Below are 6,700 nucleotides of genomic sequence, written 5' to 3'. Positions count from 1 at the left end.
CCGGTCTGCAGTCGGGTCAGTCCCGGACAGCCGTAGCCCTGGATCGCGGTGCCCACGATCCCAAGCTCGCCCAGGGCGGGGAGGATCTGGTAGGGGAAGTCCGCCAACTCCCAGTGTTCGTTGATGACAGGGAGGACCTCGGAGTCCACGAATCCGCGCACACGTGTGATGAGGTTGCGGTCGTCGTCGCCGAGAAGATCGCCGATCTGGTAGAAGTCTGTGTCGACCGGGTGTGCTGTCGTCGTGATCGTCATCTTAGTGTCCCTCTTCCCGAATCGCCGGGACGGTGACCCGGCCGCCGACGTGGTCTTCATCGCCTTCCGCGTCTTGCAGCCACCGTCGGACCGCCTCGCCATCCTGGTCGAGTGCAGGAGGCGCGGTGCGGTAGGTCGCGGGGGTGCGGGAGAACGTGATCGGGTTGCGAATGGTGGGCACCGCCTGGTCGTCGGTGCCGGCCGGAACGCTCGGGTCCAGCCCGATCTTGGCGGCGAACTCGACGCCTCCGCGAACATCCAGGACCGGCGCGCATGGGACCTGCAACGGGCTGAGGATGTCGAACCATTCCCATGCGGTCTTGGACGCCAGCCGTGCTGTCAGCAACGGGCGCAGGGCGTCTCGGTGCGCGCTGCGGTCCGCATTGGACGCGACGCGGGTGTCTGCGGCCAGCTGCGGCAGCCCGATGGTGTCGCAGAACGTGGCGAACTGCACATCGTTGCCGATCGCGAGGACCAGTTCCCCGTCACGGGTGGGGAACGGTGCGTAGGGGTAGATACTGGGGTGGTCGTTGGCCATCCGGGTAGGAGACTGCCCGCTGAGCAGGAACCCGCCGGTCTGGTTGACCATGCCCGACAGTGCGGAGGACAGCAGGTTCAGTTCGACGTGCTGTCCCTCTCCCGAACGCTGTCGGTGGTAAAGGGCGGAGGTGATCGCGATGCAGGTGTGCAATCCGGTGATCACATCGAACACCGCAACGCCCGCGCGGAATCCTTCCGTGTTCGGCGCGCCGGTCACGCGCATCAGTCCGGACAGCGCCTGTGCGAGCAGGTCGTAGCCGGCGAGCCCTGCGCCTCCCGCGGTGCCGAAGCCGGTGATCGACGCGTAGATCACATTGGGGTTCTCCCGCTTGACGGACTCGTAGTCCAGGCCGAATCGCCGGAGCCCGCTGGGTTTGAAGTTCTCTGTGACCACATCGGCTCTGGCCGCGAGACGCTGTGCGAGGACAAGGTCATCGGGGTTGCGGAAGTCCAGCACCACAGACTGCTTGTTCCTGTTGATGGAGAGGAAGTAGGTCGACTCGCCTCGGTACTCCGGTGGCCGGTAGCTGCGTGTCTCATCCCCCAGCGGGCTCTCCACCTTGATGACCGTCGCGCCGAGGTCCGCGAGCAGCATCGTGCAGTAAGGGCCGGCAAGTACCCGGCCGAAATCGGCGACTAGGAGGCCGTCGAAAGGGCCGCCGGGAACGTCCTGCACCGTCCGGTCATCCGGGAGCGAGCTCTTCATCATCGGGAACACCTCAGTCGTCGTCATGTCCATCCAGACTCCCAGCAGCCGTTTATGTCCGTCCAATACCTGATCGGACACGTATTGATGCTGTGATCTCATGAAACGAGGGGCTGTTCCAGAACGGCACACTCGAGACTCCCGTTTGGACATCACCCTGGGGAGCGTCGAGGCGACGGTGCCGACAGCGGCCTGCGCCTGGGCGTGATCAGCAATGAGGCTAAGGAGAACCCATGGGTAGCAGGCTTGCAGGCAAGGTCGCGATCGTCACCGGCGCGGCGAACGGGATGGGGCGCGCGCATGTGCGCCGCCTCGCCCAGGAAGGGGCGAGCGTCCTCGCCACCGACGTCGACTCGGCCGGGCTCGAGCACACCGTCGCCGAAGCGAACCGTGACGGCGGGACGGTCGTGGGGCTGGAGCAGGATGTCGCGATCGCGGCGAGGTGGGACGAGATCGTGGCAGAAGCCGAGCAGCGTTTCGGCCGGCTCGACATTCTGGTCAACAACGCGGGGGTGCTCATCCTCAAGCCCGTCGAGGAGACCACAGAGGAGGAGTGGGACCTCATCTTCCGCATCAACGCCAAGGGTGTCTTCCTCGGCACCAAGGCCGCGGTGCCTGCTCTGGTCCGCGCAGGCGGGGGATCGATCGTGAACATCTCGTCGATCTACGGCATCATCGGCGCACCGAGCGCCGCCGCGTACGAGGCGTCAAAGGGCGCCGTCCGGCTGCTGACCAAGGCCAGCGCGGTGGACCTGGCCAAGTACGGCATCCGGGTGAACTCTGTGCATCCCGGTGTCATCGCCACCCCCATGACCACGGGGCTGCTGGCGACGCCGGAGTCGACGAAAGCCGTGCTGTCCACGACGATCCTCGACCGGCCCGGCCAGCCCGAGGAAGTCTCGAACGTCGTACTCGTCCTCGCCTCGGACGAGGCTTCCTTCGTCACCGGCGCCGAGTATGTCGTGGATGGCGGCTATACCGCGCAGTGATCTCGGTCGGCCGGGGTCTGCGCGCCCCCGGCCGACTCATCCAGACTTGTATGCCAATCCACCTTCCATCGGTACGGATTATGCAATAATCCCTGGATGGATCTGCAGCAGCTGCGCGCCTTCCTCGCCGTCGCCGAGGAACTGCACTTCGGGCGGGCAGCCGAGCGCCTGCATATGGCGCAGCCACCGATCAGCCGCGGCATCCAGCAGCTGGAGCGGGAGTTGGGTGCGCGGCTGTTCGAGCGGAGCACCCGCAAGGTAACGCTGACCTCGGTGGGCGAGGCCCTCGTCGCCCCCGCCCAGGAGGTCCTGGACGCGCTGGACAGGGTGAGCAGGGTCGCCCGCGCAGCCGGAACGGGCGAGATCGGTCACGTCCGTCTGGCGTACGCGGGTGCGTCCTCCAACGTGATGGTCGGATTGCTCGCCCGAGCGGTCGACCAGAACCACCCGGGCATCCACCTCGAGCTGCTCAGCCAGCACTTCGCCCAACCGGCGATGCAGCTGCTCACCCGCGGCGACATCGACATCGCCCTCGGCAGGTGGGACCACATTCCCGCCGCCGTGCGCACCCGCGTGATCGCTGTCGAGGAACTCGTCATCGCCGTCCCGGAGACCCACCGTCTAGCCGACGCCGGTGCCGTGTCGATCGCGCAGTTCGAGGGTGAGCCGTTCGTGTCGCTCCAACCGCAGACCGGCACGTTGCTGCTGGAGCGGCTGCGACAGATGAGTAGAGCCGCCGGGTTCAACGCCGATGTCGTCCAGCACGCACCGGACTCGTGGACGCTGATGTCCCTCGTCTCCGCCGAGATCGGCTGCTCATTGACCCTGTCCTCGGTGATCGACAGCATCGCCGACCCGCACTTGCGCTTCCTGCGCCTGACCGACGACGTCGCACCTGTCGAGCTGCGGATGGCGTGGCTGCGCGACAGCGACGACCGTGCCTTGCACGCCGTGCTCCGGTTGTCCGAATCCGTCCTCCCGACGCCGCAGGACTAAGGGTCGCCAGGTATCAATCCGCCTGCCATTTGGTATTGGAGAGAATCAGAACGAAGTGGAAGCGTGGAGTCCACTGTGCGTATATCAACGGCGAGGACAACCATGCACGCGTTCGCGATCTTCCAAGACGACCACACCGTGACCGATGTGGAACTGCCGACACCAACGCCCGAGGGCACCGAAGTGCTCCTCCGCGTTGTTCGCTCCGGGGTGTGCCACACCGACATGCACCTGCGTGAGGGGTACTACGATCTCGGCAGCCGGGGGCGTCTGAATCTGATCGACCGGGGCGTCACCTACCCGCTTGTCCTCGGCCATGAGGTCGTCGGCGTCGTCGAAGCGGCCGGCCCCGACGCCGACGGGGTCTCGCCGGGTGAGCATCGCCTTGTCTACCCATGGATCGGCGACGGCTCCTGCGACGCATGCCAGGCAGGTCACGAGAACCTGTGCCCCTCGCCCCGTAACCTCGGCGTCGCCCGCCACGGCGGGTATGCCGAGTTTATCCTCGTCCCGCACCCCCGTTACCTCCTCGACGTCACCGGGATCGAAGAGCGGTGGGCCGCAACTCTCGCCTGCTCCGGCCTGACCGCCTACAGTGCCGCGCGCAAGGCCCTTCCGGCCACCGCGTCCGATCCGGTCGTGGTGATAGGCGCCGGCGGTGTCGGGTTGATGGCGATCGCCACGCTGCGCGCGCTCGGCCACGAAGCAGTCCTCGCGGTGGACCTGCAGGAGCGCAATCTGGAACTGGCGCGGCAGCTCGGAGCGACCACGACGATCTCCGCCCGCCAGGAAGACCTTGCCGCCGCCATCGTCGCCGGCGCCGGTGGGCCGGTCGCGGCGATCGTGGACTTCGTCAACAACTCCACAACAGCTCCCGCTGCGTTCGCCGCGCTCCGCAAGGGCGGAACGATGGTTCAGGTCGGGCTGTTCGGCGGAGAGCTGGTCATCCCCACCGCGTTGCTCACTCTGAAGATCATCACCATCCGCGGAAGCTTCGTCGGGTCCCTCGGCGAGCTCGAGGAGCTCGTCGGGCTCGCGCGGCGCGGCGCGCTCCCGCATCTCCCGATCATCGACGGGGAGTTGTCTGCGACGGCGGTGCAGGATGCGCTGGACCGGCTCGCCGCGGGCGGCGTGCCCGGCCGGATCGTGCTCAGCGCGTGACCGCGCCGGGCGTCCAGCCGGCCACGACTCACGCGTAGTCGAAGAAGCCGCGTCCCGTCTTGCGTCCCAGCTCCCCGGCCGCGACCTTGTCGCGGAGGATCTGCGGCGGGGCGAACCGCTCGCCGAGCGTCTCATAGAGGTATTCGGCGATCCCGAGACGCACGTCCAGCCCGACAAGATCGGAGGTGCGCAACGGACCTGTCGCGTGACGGTATCCCAGCACCATCGCCGTGTCGATGTCCTCAGCGCTGGCCACCCCCTCTTCGAGCATCCGCATCGCTTCCAGCGCGATTGCCGCGCCCAGGCGGGAGCTCGCGAAGCCGGGCGCGTCGTTGACGACGATCGGGGTCTTCCCCAGCGATGTCACCCACTGCTCCGCCCGTTGCCGCAGGTCCGGGTCGGTCGACGGCGTCAGCACGATCTCGACGAGTGACGAGGGCGGCACCGGATTGAAGAAGTGCAGTCCGCACACGCGCTCCGGCCTCGCGAGCTGCGCCGCGAGCCTTGTCACCGACAACGATGAGGTATTCGTGGCCAGCCACGCCGACTCCTCCACGATCCCCTCTGCTCTCTGCATCGCCTCGACCTTGAGTGCGAATGTCTCTGGGACCGCTTCGATCACGAGCTCGGCATTCCGCAGCGCCTCGTAGTCGGCGCTGGCCGCGACGCGGCCGGCGATTGCGTCGACGTCGACCGAGGCATCCCGCTCCGCGGCCTTGCGGATCCCATCGGCCAACCGCGCGGCGGCCGCGCCCGCCGCCGCCGGGTCACGTTCGATCACGGTGACCTGGGCGCCCGCCTGAGCGAACACTTGCGCGATACCGGCGCCCATGCGGCCGCCCCCGATCACGCCGACGGTGGAGGGAACAGTGATCATCGGGTCTCCTGAGAACGGTTGAGGAATCGGGTCATCAGCTGCGTCTTGGCGTCCGACTCGAACAGGATCGCCTGCGCGAGTTCGTCGACAAGGGGGTGGGCGTCCCGCGGCGCAGCGAGCACGCGCTTCGAGACGCGGAGGGCGAGCGGATCCTGGCCAGCGATCCGATCGGCGACGGTATCCGCCGCCGCCGCTAACTGGTCGGGTTCATGCACCGAGGCCACCAACCCACACCGCAGCGCCTCCTCGGCGTCCAGCCGGCGCCCCGTGAACAGGATCTCCTTGGCCAGCGGCTCCCCCACCAGCTCGGCGAGCCGCCAGGTCGCCCCGGCCGCGGCCAGGATTCCGATCGCCGTCTCGGGGTTGCCGAACACGGCGCGGGTGGACGCGATCCGGATGTCGGCCGCGTACGCGAGTTCCGCACCGCCCCCGATCGCGAACCCGTCGACCGCAGCGATCACCGGCATCGGCAGCCGCGCGATACGGATGAACAGCCCGGAGTTGATGCCGGCCAGCGCTTCGTCGCGGCCGCGCTCGAGCAGCTGCCGGATGTCTGCGCCAGCCGCGAACACACCCCGTTCGGGCGTGGAGGTTCCGGTGAGAATCAGGATGCGGGGCTCTCGCTCCAGGCTCGTGCATACCGCGTGAAGTTCGTCGACCATGTCGTCGTTGATCGCGTTTCGCACGTCAGGACGGTTCAGTTCGACGTGAAGCCGGTCCGCGCCCTCGCGGAGTATCAGAGTGGTCACCGTCCCAGCCTCCCATCACCGATCAATGCGCGTCCAATACCCGATCCACGTACATCTGATGCGCCATCGTTATCAATCTGGGCCGGGATCAGTATTGGACGAACTCGGCCACGGCGCGACAGGCTGAGTGGGCAGTATCGCGCCAGACGACCGCCGATCTGGGCGGGCGTGGCCCGAGAGCCGCACGACAGCAATGAAGCGAGGAGACCACGATGGGTGCATACCGGACCATCAACCCAGCCACCGGTCAGACGGTCGCCGAGTACGCCGTGATCGGCGATGCGGACGTGGCCGACATCGTCGCCCGCTCGCACACGGCCTACCGCAGGTACCGGGAGCTGCCGCTCGCCGAACGGACGGGGATCCTGGCACGCGCGGCGCAGCTGCACCGGGACCGCATCGATGAACTGAGCGCGCTGCTGACCCTC

The 6,700-nt window shown here is 67.5% G+C and carries 8 protein-coding genes; 4 read left to right on the top strand and 4 right to left on the bottom strand.

Annotated elements, in window-relative coordinates; translation table 11 throughout:
- The coding region (locus Q1V87_RS01615; protein ID WP_300590566.1) for an acyl-CoA dehydrogenase family protein at positions 1-254 on the bottom strand (254 nt) is incomplete at its 3' end.
- A gap of 1 nt (position 255) precedes the next feature.
- On the bottom strand, positions 256-1,581 hold the full coding sequence (locus Q1V87_RS01610; RefSeq protein ID WP_300590565.1) for a CoA transferase: 1,326 nt from the start codon (positions 1,579-1,581) through the stop codon (positions 256-258).
- Between the two features lie 152 nt (positions 1,582-1,733).
- Between Q1V87_RS01610 and Q1V87_RS01605 the strand changes: the two genes are divergently transcribed.
- The 3 genes from Q1V87_RS01605 to Q1V87_RS01595 all read left to right on the top strand — a co-directional run bounded on the left by Q1V87_RS01605 (position 1,734) and on the right by Q1V87_RS01595 (position 4,646).
- Positions 1,734-2,489 carry a glucose 1-dehydrogenase gene (locus Q1V87_RS01605; RefSeq protein WP_300590564.1) on the top strand — a complete coding sequence of 252 codons (756 nt, stop codon included), beginning with the start codon at positions 1,734-1,736 and terminating at the stop codon, positions 2,487-2,489.
- A 96-nt stretch (positions 2,490-2,585) separates the two neighbouring features.
- The gene (locus Q1V87_RS01600; RefSeq protein ID WP_300590563.1) at positions 2,586-3,485 is read left to right on the top strand and encodes a LysR substrate-binding domain-containing protein; all 900 of its coding nucleotides are present in this window, start codon (positions 2,586-2,588) and stop codon (positions 3,483-3,485) included.
- Positions 3,486-3,587: 102 nt separating this feature from the next.
- Complete coding sequence (locus tag Q1V87_RS01595) at positions 3,588-4,646, top strand: alcohol dehydrogenase (RefSeq protein ID WP_005054993.1); 1,059 nt, start codon at positions 3,588-3,590, stop codon at positions 4,644-4,646.
- Positions 4,647-4,674: 28 nt separating this feature from the next.
- Here Q1V87_RS01595 and Q1V87_RS01590 read toward each other — a convergent pair whose 3' ends face one another.
- Together Q1V87_RS01590 and Q1V87_RS01585 are read right to left on the bottom strand one after the other, a co-directional pair.
- The gene (locus Q1V87_RS01590; RefSeq protein WP_005054991.1) at positions 4,675-5,523 is read right to left on the bottom strand and encodes a 3-hydroxyacyl-CoA dehydrogenase family protein; all 849 of its coding nucleotides are present in this window, start codon (positions 5,521-5,523) and stop codon (positions 4,675-4,677) included.
- A complete protein-coding gene (locus Q1V87_RS01585; protein ID WP_005054989.1) occupies positions 5,520-6,272 on the bottom strand; it encodes an enoyl-CoA hydratase/isomerase family protein in 753 nt (250 codons plus the stop codon). Before Q1V87_RS01585 ends, Q1V87_RS01590 begins: the two co-directional genes overlap by 4 nt.
- 212 nt (positions 6,273-6,484) lie before the next feature.
- Here Q1V87_RS01585 and Q1V87_RS01580 point away from each other — a divergent pair.
- On the top strand, positions 6,485-6,700 hold a 216-nt coding region (locus tag Q1V87_RS01580; protein WP_300590562.1), incomplete at its 3' end, for an aldehyde dehydrogenase family protein.

Origin of the sequence: Microbacterium sp., assembly GCF_030149085.1 — a bacterium.
Taxonomy (GTDB): domain Bacteria; phylum Actinomycetota; class Actinomycetes; order Actinomycetales; family Microbacteriaceae; genus Microbacterium.
Note: the sequence above shows the minus strand (reverse complement) of the source record. Positions and strands in the feature narration are given on the sequence as shown.

Excerpts from the sequence above, each read along its gene's own strand:
- Q1V87_RS01605 (WP_300590564.1), top strand. The coding sequence starts at position 1,734 with ATGGGTAGCAGGCTTGCAGGCAAGGTCGCGATCGTCACCGGCGCGGCG.
- Q1V87_RS01600 (WP_300590563.1), top strand. The coding sequence starts at position 2,586 with ATGGATCTGCAGCAGCTGCGCGCCTTCCTCGCCGTCGCCGAGGAACTG.
- Q1V87_RS01595 (WP_005054993.1), top strand. The coding sequence starts at position 3,588 with ATGCACGCGTTCGCGATCTTCCAAGACGACCACACCGTGACCGATGTG.
- Q1V87_RS01590 (WP_005054991.1), bottom strand. The coding sequence starts at position 5,523 with ATGATCACTGTTCCCTCCACCGTCGGCGTGATCGGGGGCGGCCGCATG.